Below are 15,336 nucleotides of genomic sequence, written 5' to 3' on the forward strand. Positions count from 1 at the left end.
ACAAGGCCAAATGGCATAAATAAGGAGTGCTCTTAAGAGAGCACCCCAACATTTGACTTAGAACCAAAAAATTATTACTACACTAGAGAACTGATTGAATTTTCAATTTATACTTGATTATTTTGAATTCTTTAAGTATATTTATAAACATAAGAATTAAGAAAATTAGTAATAATTATCTAAATCAGAATTTTCGACATTTTCAGCTTTGTATTTGCTAAAGGGGGAAGTTTACATGTCAGAAGTGATACTAGAATTGGAAGATCTACATACACACTTCTTTACTGATTCGGGTGAGGTACCGGCAGTAGATGGAGTTAGTTTGCAATTACATAAAGGAGAAGTAGTGGGGGTTGTAGGGGAATCAGGATGTGGAAAGAGTGTTACATCACTTTCTATAATGCAGCTCGTACCTAAGCCACCAGGGGAAATCGTTAGCGGAAATATTAATTTTAAGGGTGAAAATTTAGCTCAAGCTACAGAAAAACGAATGAGGCAAATTCGTGGTAATGAAATTGCAATGATTTTTCAAGAACCTATGACATCGCTAGATCCTCTTTATACTATTGGAGATCAATTGATCGAAGCGATTCGAATGCACCGAAAGATGTCAAAGAAAGAAGCGAAAACAAAGGCTATTGACATGTTAAATATTGTAGGCATACCACGAGCATCTGAGGTTGTCGATGAATACCCGCACCAATTATCAGGTGGTATGAGACAGAGAGTCATGATTGCTATGGCCATGTCATGTGACCCAGAGGTTTTAATAGCAGATGAACCTACAACGGCATTAGACGTTACGATTCAAGCTCAAATATTAGACTTAATGCGTGACTTAAATAAAGAGCATAATACTGGGATTTTACTTATTACACATGACTTAGGTGTTGTAGCGGAGATGTGTGATCGTGTTGTAGTAATGTATGCTGGTCAAGTTGTTGAAGAAGGTACAGTGAGAGAAATATTAAAAGATCCGAAACACCCTTATACTAAAGGGTTGATTAAATCATTACCAAAAATTCATGAAAAAGAGCAAAAGCTTTACTCCATACCGGGTACAGTCCCTAAAGTATCGATGGAACAGGTAGGGTGTCGCTTTGCCCCTCGTTGTGAATATGCTTTTGATCGTTGCTATAATGAGAACCCTTCTTTATATGTAACAGATAAAGCTCGCCAAAATCGATGTTTCTTATACGATAACAACGATGAAGAGGGGGTAAATGATCATGTCGAGTCCAATATTAGAAGTTAACAATTTAAAAAAGTACTTTGATGTACGAGGCGGTGTGTTCGGACGAAAAGTTGGAGAGGTAAAAGCAGTTGATGATGTCACATTTACAGTTAATGAGGGAGAAATCTTAGGTATTGTTGGTGAGTCTGGGTGCGGAAAGTCAACAACTGGCAAAGCTTTATTAAGGTTAATTGAGCCAACTGATGGAGAAGTGAAGTTTGAAAATCAAGATATAACACAATTAAGCGCTGAACAGATGCGACAATTGCGTAAAGATATGCAAATTATTTTTCAAGACCCATATGCTTCCTTAAACCCAAGACATACTGTTGAGAAAATTGTGAGTGAACCGTTATTAGTTCACGGAATGAATTCAAATGAAGAACGAAAAAAGCGTGTTCAGGAGTTATTAGAAGTAGTTGGGTTAAGGTCATTTCATGCCTCACGCTATCCCCACCAATTTAGTGGTGGTCAGAGGCAAAGGATTGGTATTGCTCGCGCTTTAGCCAATAACCCTAAATTAATTATTTGTGATGAACCTGTCTCGGCACTAGATGTTTCTGTTCAATCTCAAATTTTAAATTTGATGTCAGATTTAAGGAATGAATTTAATCTAACCTATATCTTTATTGCACATGACTTAAGTGTTGTTAAACATATTAGTGACCGAGTTGGTGTTATGTATTTAGGGAAGATGGTTGAACTAGCTTATAAAGATGAACTTTATGAAAATCCAAAACACCCATATACTCAAGCTTTGTTATCAGCTGTTCCAGTTGCAGACCCTGATGAAATAGGGGAGAGGGTTATTTTAGAAGGTGATGTTCCAAGCCCTTCGAACCCACCATCAGGCTGTCCATTTCACACGAGGTGTCCAAAAGCAATGGATATATGTAGTGAAGTGAAACCTGAATTTAAAGAAGATGGTGATCAACATTATGTTGCATGTCACTTATATGATTAATGAGTGATGTGTTTGTAATGTTATCTATATAAAATATTTTAGGGGGTAAATGACTATGAAGCTTAAGTACTCATTTTTACTTGCCATGTTAATCGCATTGGTCATGTTGTTAGCAGCATGTGGCGATGATGGCGATGACACATCAGATTCTGATCCAGATACTGATGAAGAGTCTAGTGAGGAAGAAGAGGATGATTCTGATCCTGAAGCTGATGTTGAAGGTGATGAAGTTCTCGTTTACGCGCGTGGTGGTGACTCAGAAAGTTTAGACTACTCTAGTACAACTGATGGTGAATCATCCCGTGTAACTAAACAAATTTATGAAAGTTTACTCGATTTTGAAGAAGATTCTTTTGAAATAAAACCAGGATTAGCACATGATTGGGATGTAAGTGATGATGGATTAAGTTATACGTTCTACCTAGAAGAAGGAGTTACATTCCATGATGGTACAGATTTCAATGCTGAGGCTGTAAAGGTAAACTTTGATCGTTGGTCAGGTGCAGATGACACTTACAGCTTTGCAGATGATGGATATGTGTATTCTATGTATTCAACAATGTTTGGTGGATTCGATGGTGATGATGGTCATGTAATTGATGAGATCAACGTTGTGAATGACCACGAAGTTGAGTTTGTTTTAAACGAACCTTTAGGTTATTTCTTACAAAATATGGCGATGAGTTATTTTGCGATTACATCTCCTCAAGCTTTTGAAGACCATGGTGCAGAAATTAATGAAAATCCAGTCGGTACAGGTCCATTTAAATTTGAAAGTTGGAGCCGTGACGATCAAATTGTTTTAGAAGCCTTTGAAGATTATCGTGTAGATGGACTACCAAAATTAGATGGTGTGGTCTTTGAAGTTATTCCAGATAACTCATCACGCCTAATTTCATTAAACTCTGGTGAGATTCACATTATGGATGGTCTAAATCCAGATGATGCAGCTGGTGTAGATACGGATGAAGAAACAACTCTTTATACTCGTGCTGCTAATAACTTTGGTTATCTAGGTTTTCAGCATGAGAAAGAGCCACTTGATGATGTCTTAGTACGTCAAGCGATTAATCATGCGATTGACCGCGAAGCAATTGCGGATGCATTATATGCTGGGTATGCAATTCCAGCAGCAAACCCAGTACCACCTGGTTACTTAGGTTATAACGATGAAATAGAACCATATGAATTTGATTTAGATCGTGCTGCTGAATTGTTAGAAGAAGCTGGTTATGGTGAAGGTTTTGAGATTGAATTATGGACTATGCCTGTTGCACGTCCATATATGCCTGCTCCAGAAACAGTTTCAGAAATTGTTCAAAACGACTTAGCTCAAATCGGTGTTGAAGCAAATATTCACCGTGAAGAGTGGGCGCCATACCTAGAATTAACAGATGCAGGTGAACACGAATTGTTCATGCTTGGTTGGTCTGGTACGAATGGTGACCCTGACTACTTCTTAGGAAGCTTATTACACAGCAGTAACATTGGCTCTAGTAATGCTTCTTATTATAGTAATGAAGAAGTTGACTCTTTAATTGAGCAAGCGCAAACGGCTGTTGACCAAGATGAACGTGCTGAACTTTACGAAGAAGCACAACAAATTATCTATGATGAAGCAGCGATGGTACCACTTGTACACTCTGAGCCTGTATTAGCTTCATTAAGCTCTGTACAAAATTATGTACCGCACCCATCAACAAGTGAATCGTTAGCAGAGGTTGAATTAGATTAATAATTGAATGGAGGGTAGTAGAGCAGCCTCTACTACCCTTCACTATTAATTAGGACCATATTCTAGTTTATTCAACCGAGTTACATACTAAAGAACTGAGGTGAATACATGTTAGCCTACACAATACGTCGTTTACTCATTATAGTACCTGTTCTTCTAGGGATGACATTAATTGTATTTTCAATCGTGCATTTAATTCCAGGTAACCCGGCGCAAGTTATCTTAGGTGAAACAGCAACTGAACAGCAAATTGCGGCATTAGAAGAATCAATGGGAATTAATGATCCATTCTTTGTTCAATATGGTTTGTATTTGGCCGATTTAGCTCAAGGTGATTTGGGAACTTCATTAAGGACAAATAGTAACATTTCATCTGAAATAGTACCAAGGATCGCAGCAACATTTGAATTAACCGTTTTTGCAATGATTTTTGCTATTTTTGTTGGTGTTAATGCCGGTATTATTAGTGCTTGGAAGCAAAATTCTTGGTTTGACTTTTTAGCTATGGTTTTTGCATTAGTCGGTGTATCTATGCCTGTATTCTGGTTAGCCTTAATGGAGCAATGGATTTTTGCACAAGAACTCGGTTGGCTACCGTCTTCAGGACGACAACCGAGTACTGATACAATCGAACCGATCACTCATTTATTTGTCTTAGATTCCATATTGCACATGGATTTTGAAAGAACATTTACGATATTAAAACATTTAGTATTACCGAGTATAGCTTTAGGAACGATCCCAATGGCTATTATTGCGAGAATGACTCGTTCGAGTATGCTTGAAGTGATGAAGTCAGACTATATTCGTACCATTCGCGCAAAAGGTTCTGGTCAATTTTTAGTTATTTATAAACATGCTTTAAGAAATGCGACTATTCCCGTATTAACGGTAATTGGTTTACAGACTGGTGTGTTGTTAGGTGGGGCAATATTAACTGAAACAATCTTTAGTTGGCCTGGAATTGGTCGATATGTTTATGAAGGGATCAACTATCGAGATTACCCAGTTATACAATCTGGTATTTTAGTCATTGCATTCATATTCGTAATGATTAATCTAATTGTAGATTTACTCTACGCATTTATTGACCCAAGGATTAAATATTAGGGGGTTCGAATAATGAATACTAAAAATGAAAAACAACAATTAGAGTCAGTTAAAGTAAACCCTAACAATAACAATCCAGAACCGATATCTGAACCTGAAGAGATAGAAGCGATTTCTCCTTGGAAAGATGCATTTCGTCAATTCCGAAAAAGTAGATTAGCCATTGTCGGAATAATTATGATTAGCTTTTTTGTTGTACTAGCTATTGTTGCACCTTGGCTATCGCCTTATGGTTTTGATGAACAAAATTTAGCAGACAGGTTAGCGCCACCGTCATCAGATTATTGGTTAGGAGCTGATCATTTAGGAAGAGATATATTAACTAGAATCGCTTATGGTGCCAGAATTTCACTTATGGTTGGACTTGTTGCTGTATCAGGTGCATTATTCTTTGGAACCATATTAGGTGTAGTTTCAGGTTACTTTGGTCGATGGGTTGATATGCTAATCTCTAGAATATTTGATATCTTACTTGCTTTTCCGAGTATATTGTTAGCTATAGCAATCGTTGCTATTTTAGGACCATCTTTAACCAATGCTTTAATCGCTATTGCGATCATAAATATTCCGATCTTTGGTAGACTTGTCCGTTCTAAAGTTATTAGCTTAAGAGAAGAAGAATATATTATGGCAGCTAAGGCACAAGGAATGAAAAATGGTAGAATCTTAATTCATCACATTTTACCAAATAGTCTTGCACCAATTATTGTTCAAGCAACACTAGGTTTTGGTACAGCCATACTAGAAGCTGCTGCATTAGGGTTTTTAGGGTTAGGTGCACAACCACCTACACCAGAATGGGGGAAGATGCTATCTGATTCACGTGATTTTATTCAATTAGCACCTTGGACGTTAATATTCCCTGGTGTTTCCATCATGTTGGTAGTATTAGGTTTTAACTTAATTGGTGATGGACTAAGAGATGCGTTAGATCCTAAAATGAAGAATTAAATTAACCCTATAAGTCTAGAGTTTGAAGTTTATTTCAAATTCTAGGCTTTTTTTATTTCAAATTCAACAATTTTTTTAACGTTCTTGTAAATAGTCGAGGATTTGTACATAATCATGTATACTTATGTTTGTAGGAAAAGTTGTGACTTTAGAGGTGAAAGATTATGTGGGATAAAATACAAATTTTTGGATTTCGTGCTTTGTGGAGTCCTGAAATCATCTTAATTACAGCACTATTAATTTTATTGTATTACTTATTTACTGGTCCTTTAAAACATAAGGCTGGTTTAACAGAAGAGCCGAGTAGAAGTCAGAAGATCTCGATGTACTCTGCGTTAATTATTTTTTATATTATCAAAGGCTCTCCAGTTTATTTATTATCACATATTGTGATTATGGCACATATGGCACAAATGGCAGTATTTTACTTACTTGTACCCATATTAGTGATTAAAGGGATCCCTGTTGAATGGTGGAAAAAAGTGTTTAACGCCCCTATACTCAAAAACTTTTTGAAACTATTTACTAAACCGTTATTAGCTGTTTTATTATTCAATGTACTATTCTCATTATATCACGTACCATTTGTACTTGATTTTACTAAAACCAGTAATTTAGTCCACTGGCCAGTTACATTAATCTTATTTATGTTTGCGTTCTTTATGTGGTGGCCGCTATTTACACCCATTAAAGAACAACAAATTATGAAACCCTTGTTTAAGATATTATATATCTTCGGCGCGGGTATGTTATTAACACCTGCATGTGCGTTAATTATTTTTGCTGATACACCATTATATGCTACGTATTCTGAACCAGATGCATTCATGACGGCTATGGCTCTATGTGTACCAACAAGTGTATTAGATGGCATGAGCTTTGGTGGGCCACAAGTATTTTTAAATATGCCGTTAGTGTATGATCAGCAAGCAGGAGGAATTATTATGAAAGTATCTCAAGAGTTACTTTATGGTGGTTTTTTAGCTCGTATTTTCTATAATTGGTTTAAGAGTGAAGACCGTGGAGTGGACCCATTACCACAAGAGATGCAAACTGCAACGGCTAACGTAGAGAGAGGATGACAATTAAATGCCATTTTTACCAACAATAAGTACTTTATTTATTATTATTAGCGCTATACTAGTCGCAATTGGTTGGTATTTCGTAGCAAAGGGGAAGTATGCTGCACATAAGAGGACGATGATAGCTGCAGCGATTTCAGCTTTAACGTTTTTTATTCTATATGTATCTAGAACGATTTTCATCGGAAATACAAGCTTTGGTGGACCAGAAGAAATGCAGTTGTATTATACAATTTTTATGGTTTTCCATATTACTTTAGCTACAACTGGTGGATTATTCGGATTGATTTCGCTATATTTAGCGTTTAAACGTAATATTGATAAGCATAGAAAGATTGGACCTTATACGAGTATTATATGGTTTTTCACTGCAATTACAGGAGTAGTCGTTTACTTACTTCTTTATGTAATCTATGAAGGTGGTCATAGCACGAGTGTGTTTAGAGCAATATTTGGTGGATAATGTTCAATGATTCCCTTTTGAAATAAAACCTCAGTTAGTGGACATACTTTAATGTCCCTAACTGAGGTTTTTGTTTTGTTACATTTTCGTTATTAAAATTTTATCCGCCATTTAATGATCCCAGCTTCTTTAGCAGAGTTGAAAATAATAACGACAATAGGTCCTAAAAAGAAACCTAAGATTCCAATTAATTGTAAACCAATATACATGGCAATCAGCGTAGGAAGAGGCTTTAGCCCAATGTGGTGTCCCATTACTTTGGGTTCGATTGTACGACGTATTGTCAATAAAACAATCGCTAATACACCTAGTTGAACTCCCATTAACATGTCTCCAACTAAAAACATGTAAATTGACCAAGGCGCTAGAACAATAATTGAACCGATAATGGGTATTAAGTCAACAGCCCATATGATGATTGACATTATTAAGGCAACTTCCGGTGTAATGAACAGTAATGATACTAAGGTAACAGTAAAGATGATCAGACTGACCAAAAACTGTGCCTTTAAAAAGCCTAATAACACATAAGCAAGTCTTGCATTCATGAATTTGAATTTCTCTTGTGTTTGATCGGTCATCATGTTGTACATCTTATTACGTAAGTTAGGTAAATCGAGCATAAACAAAAAGAGAGCGATCATATAGACGATGAAGCTAATTAGAAACTCGGGTATTTTTAAAATAAATTGAGCTATATTATCAATTTGGATGTAATCCATTATTTGAGCTTCTAAAGATTCTAGATTCTCTGTTGCTGTCTCTTCAACTTCACGCACAAAATGGGGTGGCCAATCTTCAGTAAATGCATTTATATCATCTTGTAGTTCAACTAAAACAGTCTCTACATTTTTTATATAATCAGGTGCATTTTCGGTGATTTTAACCACTTGACCGATCGCTTTAGTTGTCGTATATGTACCAATTGTTGCGATGATTGAAAGAAATATAAGAAAAACAATTGTTACAGCAATTGTCCGGTTCATCCTAAATCGTCGCATAAACCAACGAATAGCAGGGTTTAAAAACAATGCTGTGAAAAATGCAAGTATTAATGGAACTGATATTGGTAGGATAAAATACCCGACAACGATCAGAATTATAATAGTAAATATGATTGTCCATTGTTTTTTAGTTATATTTTTTAGCAATGCAATTTAATTCCCCTTTCATATTACATACTATAACTATAGCACGGACCATGTAGCTTTGAATAGTTCAGGATCTAAAGCTTTAAGTAACGATTTAAAATTAACTACATTGCTACTATTGTATTAGATTAAGCCCATTAACATGTAGGTGATCTAAAAGGTGACCCCAGTAAAAAACACTGAGGTCACCTTAATTGATTAATTATTATGCATGGTCTTCTTGATACTGTTTTAAATCTTCTTCTACTTTTGCTAACACACGATCAACGCGGTCAAGAACATTGTTAGGGATGTCTTCCTCACCATACTCAACACCATGTGGATAGTAGTGTTTACCTAATAATGGAGTTAACAATTTAATTAATGCTGAACCTCTGTCAACACTTCCTTCAACTGCAATACCACGTAACCTTAAGTAATAAGTAATGTTTTGTTCTGGGGAATTAATTTTTAAATCATATGTGACACGTTCATAGTCCCACTTTTCAGCTAAAACAAAACCATTTTGCTCTAAAGCGTGTGTTAAAGGTTGTTGTTTTACTTGTGTTCCGTCAATTGAGAACTTTGTTATTTCCATCTTGTTCACCTCTTCTAAATTCTTCTTATCAAATTCATCATATTATGAAATCGGTAATTTATCAATTATTTCTCCGCAAATATATAAGATGTGTAACAATTTATTCAAATATTACTTTTAAAGCCGGGATTTCCTAATAATTTTAAATGTCAATGAACTCATTAATAGGTGTGAGCGTATTTTATGATAGAGCATTTATAAAGGGAGGGAACTATCAATGAGTCATATTCGTTTACCAAAAGAAGTGGAAGACTTTAAGCAATTTGTACAAAATCGTCCAGAATTAGTCGAGCAAGTTAAAAACAAACAATATACTTGGCAACAGTTATATGATATTTGGAGTGAAGAGGGACAACAATCAGATTTTTGGGGTCAGTTTGAAAAAAGTCTGGATGAAAAAGCTGGATCTTCTCTTCCGATTAATTCAGATCAAGTACAGGGGATTGTTAAAAAACTTGCGGATTTAGATGTTGATCAAGTCGAAAAAAACATTAGTCAGCTATCAAAAGCACTTGATCAGATTCAACATTTAAGCAATCAATTTCAACAACAGAAAAGAAGACCGCCGCGTGGTGGTAATCGTTTTCCATTTTAAAACAATCATTGGAAATAGACGTAGTAATTTGATATGATACAAGTATGGAGGTGTATTAATGCTAGCTAATATAGAAGTGATTGAAGTATTAGAACAAGCAGAAAAGCTTGGTGAAATGATCAAACAGTCTGAGGACTATGAGGTATATACACAATATAAGGGTAGGTTATATGATGACCCAGAAGCCAATAAGTTAATAACGGACTTTCAAAAAATGAAAGATGATTATGAAGATGTCCAACGCTTTGGGCGTTATCACCCTGATTACAGTAAGATTATGAAGGAGATTCGACAGCATAAACGTGAAGTAGACCTTCATGATACGGTTGCTGACTTTAAACAAACTGAAACACAGCTACAAAAACTTTTGGATGACGTATCAGAAATTGTAGCTAAATCCATTAGTCCTAATATTAAAGCACCTAGAGATGGCATAGCATTAAAAGATACAGGCGACGGATGTGGTTGCGGTAGTGGTGGTCAGTGTGGTTGCCAAGCGTCTTAGTTCTTGAATGGAGGAGTAATCGATGTTTACGAAGCGGCAAGGGATTATTGTGTGGTTTAAACACATTAAACAATTGAAAAAACTACGTCGTTATGGCCATGTTTTATACGCATCAAAACGTCAAAAGTATGCTGTTATCTACGTTAACCAAGATGAAGTTTCTGAACTTGTTAAAGAAATACAGCGTTTACACTTTGTGAAAGGCGTAGACGTTTCTTATAAACCGTTTATCGATACAGCGTACCAAGGCGGAGCTAGTAAGTCTCACGATTTAGATGCAGAAATGGAAAGTTATTATAAAAGTGGATGATGTAAAGACATCATCCACTTTTATTATATTGGTGGTAGTAAGTGATTTAACCGTAAGACAGCGGTTAACTGTTGGAAGAATAGTACTTCTTCGTGATAAGTAGTTGAAGGTTGGACATGGATTTCAATAAGCTCAGTTCCTATTCGTTCACTAAGTTCTTTAAATGCATCATATCTTACATTACTCCTACCTTCCTTCGGTGCTGGAATTCCTTCTAAGCATATATAGATTGGTAGGAAGTGACCCGTTGAAGTTGGGTTAAATATGGCTGCAATTGAAGTAACATCTTGTCCATCTTTACATGTATGAAAAGCTAACAAATGGCGAACGCGGTTTGGCATTGATTCAATTAATGTCAATAATTCATATACATCGCCATATCCTTCACCTAATTTAATAAATCGCTGCATAAGCGGGCCTCCTTTTTCTCGCATCCATTCATACTTTAGCATGTAAACGAAAATTTGTTAATTAAACATAGTAACTTGTTGTCGGATTTGATAAAATAATAACGAAATAATTGAGAAGTTTATAATAAACCAACCTTTAAAGGAGAACTAGTACATGAGGGCTCTGACTAGCATCTTAGTATTCCTTTTTGCAACGAGTACCTTGTTTGGACTTTATCATTGGTGGTTATATCAGAATACTACTGTAGATTCTAATGAAGCGTCAATTGAAGAAACTGTCGTTATAACAGAGGGTGATCAAAGCTTACAAGTAAAGCATGAGATGATGGATGTTAAGCCAGGGGTTTATGACATCATTATTCCTGATTCATTTGATCAGTTTACCTGTGAATCTAATAGAGGGTCATGTGAGATAGAAGGTGAGCAATTAACAATCCATGATACCAATGATCTAAACATTACATATGAACTCTTAGTTGATGAGCTAATTGATGGTGTTGTCTATTTAGAGGAATGGATTGTTGAGTTAAATAAACCAGATACTTCCTTAAAAAGGAACATTCAATTAGCTTTATCGGGGCAAAAAAATGGTAAATGGTTAACATCAATCGAACCTATAATAGCAACAGAGCGTGAGGCAATTGATTATTATGAGTGGCATTTTAATAACGAAGAGGTTGCAGCTTTAGTCAAATTTAAAGAGAGCTTTGATTATACTTCCGAATTTGGTCAAATTAGAGTACTATCTGATTATGAATTAAATGAACAAGAACTAGAACATTCATTAGAGCTTGTCAGTGATTTAAAGAGGCAAATTTTAGTCAAAACGGATCAATTAGATGAATTAGTGACTAATCATTTAGTTATTAATGATGATTTAGAAAATGCAGCTCATGATCTGTTTCAAAACTATTTTAAAACATTGGTGTCAGAAGAGCCTGAAAGTTGGGTTTTAGAGACACTCACAAGTTATTTTTTAAATTCTGAAGCTGATAATAAGTTAGTTCAAGAGCTTGAAAATGATTTAACTGAAGAGCAGAAAGAGTTGTTTTATGAGAAAATAACAACAAAAGGAATAGATGACATCGCTTTTATTCAATTTTTAGACGAAACTCTTTCTGGTTTAGTTGGATATGATACAAGCTTCTTTTCAGACAATAAAGAAGGCCAGTTCATTCCTTTACATGGTAATGATTCAAGAAGTGTATTAGTCGGTGAGAGTGAAGAGGATATTTCTCATAAATTAAAACATGATGAGATATATTTTTCTCTAACTGATTTTATGGACGCATTTGAGTTAAGCGGTTTTAAAATTGAAGGTAGAGATGAATGGTTTATAGATCATCAAGGAGACCATTACCGTTTTTATTTAAACCGTCATGTATATTCTATTAATGATCAACGTTACTCTGTTAATGAAGAATCTTGGTTTTCGTATAGAGAAGATGTATACTTTAAAAGCCATTTGCTCGGAAATTTATTTGAGTTAGAAATCAGTATTAGAGATGACAGGATTGTGATTGAATAAAATGGCCCTTTTTCAACGAACTGAAAAAGAGCCAAAGTCTCTTTGCTCTTGCAAAGAGTACAAAAAGGGAGAGGAGAAACCGGAAGAAGGTCTTATGGGGAATGATAAGACTTCTCCGAATAGAACGGATTTCCTCAATGCCGTTCCTAATAGTCATTGTTGCCAAGTGAATATATTTTATACATTTTAATATTATTTTTTATCCGTTTTTAAGTTAACTTTTTCTTTATAATTGACCAATCTGGAAATAGTATGGATTAGAAGATAAGTGAGTTGGTGATTGGATGAGAGTAATTTCAGGTCGTTTAAAAGGAAGACCATTGAAAGCGGTCCCTAACATGAAGACAAGACCGACAACTGATAAAGTAAAAGAGTCTTTATTTCATCAAATCGGCCCGTATTTTGATGGAGGGCAAGCTTTAGATTTGTTTGCTGGAAGTGGGAATTTAGGAATTGAAGCAATTAGCCGAGGTGTGGATTCAGTTGTTTTTGTTGACTTTCAATATCCAGCAATTCAAACGATCAAAGCCAACGTTCAAAGCTTAAACATTGAACATCAAAGTGAAATATACCGAAATGATGCTTTAAGGGCTGTTAAAGCAGCAGGTAAACATGGAAAACAGTTTGATTATGTTTTCCTAGATCCTCCATACCGAAAAATATCATTTGATAAGATTGTTAACCAATTAATTAATGCAGAAGTACTAAAAGACAATGCTTTAATAATTTGTGAACATGACCCCAAAGACACTTTACCGCATGAAATAAAATCGTTCGAAATCATTAAAGAAGAAACGTATAGTAGTACGATTGCTGTAACGATTTATCGTTTCAATAAATAGGGGGTATTCAATTATGAATAAAGTTGCAATTTGTCCAGGAAGTTTTGATCCGATTACAAATGGACATCTAGATATTGTAAGGCGAGGGGCTGAGGTCTTTGATCACGTCATTGTCGCTGTTTTCAATAATCAGTCAAAATCACCACTCTTTAATGTAGATGAGCGTTTAGAGTTAATTAATGAGGCAACAAAAGATTTACCCAATGTATCTGTTGATGTTAGTCATGGATTGTTAGTTGACTATGCCAAAAAGAAAAATGCTGCTGCTATTTTAAGAGGCTTACGAGCTGTAAGTGACTTTGAATACGAAATGCAAATTACTTCTATGAATCGTCATTTAAATGACGAAATTGAAACGTTATTTATGATGACTAATAATAAGTATTCGTTCTTAAGTTCAAGTATGGTTAAAGAAGCGGCACGTTACCATTCTGATGTTTCTGATTTAGTTCCACAAGCTGTAGAAGAAGCACTTAAACAAAAATATTTACAAAAAAACAAGTAACAGTTTTATTGGTATTAATACACGACCTAGGACTATAAGGTTTGACTCGTTTCGGCTAAGTATCGGATAAGAACTCCCGTTACTTAGCCGAAGTTTTTTATATAGGATGCCCTGTCATAAATTCCTTCTTTAATGAGATTTTTGTTTTAATAAAATCACACACGCGATTAGTATAGTACCCATTGTAATCAATGGTCCAAACTGGTGTAACCACTCTAAAGTAATGGTTGAGAAGTTTTCAGGTTCAGTTTTTGTACTAACTGGAATATCAGATGGTGAAAGAATGGTTCTTTCAACATACAATGGTTTGAATAAAATGCTTACTAATATGACAGCAAAAAATATGTGAAGTAGTCGACCGATGAAGTATGGTGCAAATCGTATGTCAGTACGAGCTAATATGCTTGCTACTTGAGAATGAATGGATAATCCATTAAACGCTAAGATTCCACTAACTAAGATCACTTGAGCTAATAATGTAGCATGGTCTACTTGAGCAATCATTTGTGCACCTAATGTAATCTCAAATACACCACTGAGTAAGGGTAATGCTAATTCTGTAGGTTGAGATAAGGCTTTTAAGATCTTTTCAATAGACGTTGCAAAAAAGGAAGAAACACCAGTTAAAAATAACAATTTATTTAAAACGGAAAATAAAATGATAAATCCACCAATCATAACAAGTGTTTGAATCGATGACATGACAGCATCACCTAATATTTTGCCTAAAGGTTCAGAATTAGATTTACGGTGGTTGTGTAAGGCAGATAATGCTCGTCCGACTGTAGAGCCGCGAAATCCACGTTCTTGTTTTGTTGTAGTTTCTTCTTTCTTTTCTGAATGCTTATAAAATCGCATACATAACCCAACTAAAATACATGCTGAGTAGTGACAGACTGCAATCAGTAATCCTATTTTAGGATCGTGAAAAAAACCAATTGCTATAGCACCAAATATGAACAGTGGATTAGATGCGTTTGTAAATGCAACGAGGCGTTCTGCTTCTGTTTTTGTAATTACATTCTCTTGTCTTAATCGGGCTGATATTTTAGCACCCGAAGGATAACCACTAACTAATCCCATCCCCATGACGACTCCACCAGCTCCTGGTACATTAAAGAGTGGTCGCATTAACGGATCTAATAATACCCCAATGAACTTAACAACTCCAAATGCTAATAATAATTCAGCAACAATAAAAAATGGTAGAAGGGAAGGGAAAACAATTTCTAACCATAAGTTTAAACCTCTAATTGAAGCTTCAAATGATTGATCAGGAAAGATAATAATAGCTAAAGCAAGAAAACTAGCAACAGTTGCATATATAATAGAAGTGATTATTGATAACACAACTTGTCCCCCTAATAACAACAA

Annotated in this window: 17 protein-coding genes; 13 read left to right on the forward strand and 4 right to left on the reverse strand. The window is 35.3% G+C overall.

Annotated elements, in window-relative coordinates; all coding sequences use genetic code 11:
- The first annotated feature begins 235 nt into the window (after nucleotides 1–235).
- From ABDZ63_RS07395 to ABDZ63_RS07425, 7 genes are all read left to right on the forward strand, one after another.
- Nucleotides 236–1,255, forward strand: coding sequence for an ABC transporter ATP-binding protein (locus tag ABDZ63_RS07395; RefSeq protein ID WP_343782784.1), 1,020 nt, complete (start codon nucleotides 236–238; stop codon nucleotides 1,253–1,255).
- Nucleotides 1,230–2,198 carry an ABC transporter ATP-binding protein gene (locus ABDZ63_RS07400; RefSeq protein ID WP_343782786.1) on the forward strand — a complete coding sequence of 323 codons (969 nt, stop codon included), beginning with the start codon at nucleotides 1,230–1,232 and terminating at the stop codon, nucleotides 2,196–2,198. The genes ABDZ63_RS07395 and ABDZ63_RS07400 overlap by 26 nt, the downstream gene beginning before the upstream one ends.
- Before the next feature lie 55 nt (nucleotides 2,199–2,253).
- Nucleotides 2,254–3,933: an ABC transporter substrate-binding protein gene (locus ABDZ63_RS07405; RefSeq protein ID WP_343782787.1), complete on the forward strand. Its 1,680-nt coding sequence runs from the start codon at nucleotides 2,254–2,256 to the stop codon at nucleotides 3,931–3,933.
- Between the two features lie 108 nt (nucleotides 3,934–4,041).
- The gene (locus ABDZ63_RS07410) at nucleotides 4,042–5,043 is read left to right on the forward strand and encodes an ABC transporter permease (protein ID WP_343782788.1); all 1,002 of its coding nucleotides are present in this window, start codon (nucleotides 4,042–4,044) and stop codon (nucleotides 5,041–5,043) included.
- Nucleotides 5,044–5,055: 12 nt separating this feature from the next.
- On the forward strand, nucleotides 5,056–5,994 hold the full coding sequence (nikC, locus tag ABDZ63_RS07415) for a nickel transporter permease (protein ID WP_343782789.1): 939 nt from the start codon (nucleotides 5,056–5,058) through the stop codon (nucleotides 5,992–5,994).
- A gap of 164 nt (nucleotides 5,995–6,158) precedes the next feature.
- The gene (gene ctaG / locus ABDZ63_RS07420) at nucleotides 6,159–7,076 is read left to right on the forward strand and encodes a cytochrome c oxidase assembly factor CtaG (protein WP_343782790.1); all 918 of its coding nucleotides are present in this window, start codon (nucleotides 6,159–6,161) and stop codon (nucleotides 7,074–7,076) included.
- Nucleotides 7,077–7,083: 7 nt separating this feature from the next.
- Complete coding sequence (locus ABDZ63_RS07425) at nucleotides 7,084–7,539, forward strand: DUF420 domain-containing protein (RefSeq protein WP_343782792.1); 456 nt, start codon at nucleotides 7,084–7,086, stop codon at nucleotides 7,537–7,539.
- Between the two features lie 92 nt (nucleotides 7,540–7,631).
- On the opposite strand, the gene ytvI is transcribed toward ABDZ63_RS07425, so the two are convergent.
- Nucleotides 7,632–8,690: a sporulation integral membrane protein YtvI gene (gene ytvI, locus ABDZ63_RS07430; protein ID WP_343782793.1), complete on the reverse strand. Its 1,059-nt coding sequence runs from the start codon at nucleotides 8,688–8,690 to the stop codon at nucleotides 7,632–7,634.
- Between the two features lie 205 nt (nucleotides 8,691–8,895).
- On the reverse strand, nucleotides 8,896–9,267 hold the full coding sequence (locus tag ABDZ63_RS07435) for a YugN family protein (protein ID WP_343782794.1): 372 nt from the start codon (nucleotides 9,265–9,267) through the stop codon (nucleotides 8,896–8,898).
- A 217-nt stretch (nucleotides 9,268–9,484) separates the two neighbouring features.
- On the opposite strand from ABDZ63_RS07435, the gene ylbD reads away from it, so the two are divergent.
- The 3 genes from ylbD to ABDZ63_RS07450 are packed head-to-tail and all read left to right on the forward strand — an operon-like array spanning nucleotide 9,485 to nucleotide 10,677.
- Nucleotides 9,485–9,862 carry a spore coat protein YlbD gene (ylbD, locus tag ABDZ63_RS07440; RefSeq protein WP_343782795.1) on the forward strand — a complete coding sequence of 126 codons (378 nt, stop codon included), beginning with the start codon at nucleotides 9,485–9,487 and terminating at the stop codon, nucleotides 9,860–9,862.
- Nucleotides 9,863–9,920: 58 nt separating this feature from the next.
- Nucleotides 9,921–10,367 carry a YlbF/YmcA family competence regulator gene (locus ABDZ63_RS07445; RefSeq protein ID WP_343782796.1) on the forward strand — a complete coding sequence of 149 codons (447 nt, stop codon included), beginning with the start codon at nucleotides 9,921–9,923 and terminating at the stop codon, nucleotides 10,365–10,367.
- 22 nt (nucleotides 10,368–10,389) lie between these two features.
- The gene (locus ABDZ63_RS07450) at nucleotides 10,390–10,677 is read left to right on the forward strand and encodes a YlbG family protein (protein ID WP_343782797.1); all 288 of its coding nucleotides are present in this window, start codon (nucleotides 10,390–10,392) and stop codon (nucleotides 10,675–10,677) included.
- Between the two features lie 23 nt (nucleotides 10,678–10,700).
- Here ABDZ63_RS07450 and ABDZ63_RS07455 read toward each other — a convergent pair whose 3' ends face one another.
- Complete coding sequence (locus ABDZ63_RS07455; RefSeq protein WP_343782799.1) at nucleotides 10,701–11,087, reverse strand: DUF7147 family protein; 387 nt, start codon at nucleotides 11,085–11,087, stop codon at nucleotides 10,701–10,703.
- A gap of 154 nt (nucleotides 11,088–11,241) precedes the next feature.
- On the opposite strand from ABDZ63_RS07455, the gene ABDZ63_RS07460 reads away from it, so the two are divergent.
- The 3 genes from ABDZ63_RS07460 to coaD all read left to right on the forward strand — a co-directional run bounded on the left by ABDZ63_RS07460 (nucleotide 11,242) and on the right by coaD (nucleotide 13,962).
- Nucleotides 11,242–12,615 (forward strand): hypothetical protein, encoded by a 1,374-nt coding sequence (locus tag ABDZ63_RS07460; protein WP_343782800.1) that lies wholly within the window; start codon nucleotides 11,242–11,244, stop codon nucleotides 12,613–12,615.
- 284 nt (nucleotides 12,616–12,899) lie between these two features.
- Nucleotides 12,900–13,457: a 16S rRNA (guanine(966)-N(2))-methyltransferase RsmD gene (gene rsmD, locus ABDZ63_RS07465; protein WP_343782802.1), complete on the forward strand. Its 558-nt coding sequence runs from the start codon at nucleotides 12,900–12,902 to the stop codon at nucleotides 13,455–13,457.
- 13 nt (nucleotides 13,458–13,470) lie between these two features.
- Nucleotides 13,471–13,962, forward strand: coding sequence for a pantetheine-phosphate adenylyltransferase (coaD, locus tag ABDZ63_RS07470; protein ID WP_343782804.1), 492 nt, complete (start codon nucleotides 13,471–13,473; stop codon nucleotides 13,960–13,962).
- A 129-nt stretch (nucleotides 13,963–14,091) separates the two neighbouring features.
- Here the strand turns inward: coaD and ylbJ are convergent, their stop codons facing one another.
- Nucleotides 14,092–15,312: a sporulation integral membrane protein YlbJ gene (gene ylbJ / locus ABDZ63_RS07475; RefSeq protein WP_343782805.1), complete on the reverse strand. Its 1,221-nt coding sequence runs from the start codon at nucleotides 15,310–15,312 to the stop codon at nucleotides 14,092–14,094.
- Nucleotides 15,313–15,336: the final 24 nt, after the last annotated feature.

It is taken from the genome of Alkalibacillus silvisoli, from assembly GCF_039521975.1.
In the GTDB taxonomy this organism is placed as follows: Bacteria; Bacillota; Bacilli; order Bacillales; family Alkalibacillaceae; genus Alkalibacillus; species Alkalibacillus silvisoli.